This window comes from Pyxidicoccus trucidator (assembly GCF_010894435.1).
GTDB lineage: Bacteria > Myxococcota > Myxococcia > Myxococcales > Myxococcaceae > Myxococcus > Myxococcus trucidator.
In genome coordinates this window covers 1-1,108 of sequence record NZ_JAAIXZ010000064.1, presented here as the reverse complement: position 1 = coordinate 1,108, position 1,108 = coordinate 1, and the positions used below count along the sequence as shown (strand labels likewise).

Annotated in this window: 1 protein-coding gene; it reads left to right on the top strand. The window is 71.3% G+C overall.

Annotated features, from left to right (window positions below; all coding sequences use genetic code 11):
- Positions 1-1,108, top strand: a 1,108-nt coding sequence (locus G4D85_RS48395; protein WP_164021917.1) for a non-ribosomal peptide synthetase, incomplete at both ends; no start/stop codon positions are given.

Sequence of the window (1,108 nt, the reverse complement as noted above, 5' to 3'; positions counted from 1 at the left end):
GGGGACCTCTCGGGGGACCCCTCCTTCCGCGAGCTATTGGGACGCACGCGCAAGGTGGCGCTTGGCGCCTACGCCCACCAGGACGTTCCCTTCGAGGAGCTGGTGCGCGTGCTCAACCCCGAGCGCAGCCTCGCCCATGCGCCCATCTTCCAGGTGAAGCTCGCCCTCCAGAACACTCCGGCCGTCGAGCTGAAGCTGCCCGGCCTCGCCCTCCGGGGCGTGGAGGGCAACACGGGCGCCGCGAAGTTCGACCTCACGCTCTTCATCAACGAGACGCCCGAGGGCCTCGCCTGCATCTGCGACTACAGCACCGACCTGTATGACGCCGGCACCATGGCCCGGCTCCTGGAGCATCTGCAGGTGCTGCTGGAGGCCGCCGTTGCCAATCCCGACACGCGCCTGTCCGCCCTGCCCCTGCTCTCCGACGCCGAGCGCCAGCAGGTGCTCGTGGAGTGGAGCGACACCCACGCGCCCCTGGCCGCGGACACCTGCATCCACCACCTCTTCGAGGCCCAGGTGCGGCGCACGCCGGACGCGCCCGCCCTTGGCTTCGAGGGCTCCTGGCTCTCCTACCGTGAGCTGGACGCCCGCTCCAACCAGCTGGCCCACCACCTGCGCTCCCTCGGCGTCGGCCCCGAGGTGCGCGTCGGCCTCTGCGCGGAGCGCTCTCTTGAGTTGGTCGTCGGCCTCTTCGCCATCCTCAAGGCTGGCGGCGCCTACGTCCCCCTCGACCCCTCCTACCCCCGTGAGCGCCTGGAGTGGATGCTCGAGGACTCTCGTCCCGCCGTCCTCCTCGCCCAGCCCTCCCTGCTGGCCCGCCTCCCAGCGGCACCGGGGGCCTCCGTGGTGCCCCTGGCCCTGGGGGACGAAGCGCTGCGCGGCCTGCCCACGCACGCCCCTGCCTCGCTAGCCACCCCCGACTCCCTCGCCTACGTCATCTTCACCTCGGGCTCCACCGGCCGCCCCAAGGGCGCCATGAATGCCCACCGCGCCGTCTGCAACCGCCTGCTCTGGATGCAGCACGCCTACGGCCTCGGCGCTGACGACGTCGTCCTGCAGAAGACGCCCTACAGCTTCGACGTCTCCGTCTGGGAGTTCTTCTGGCCCC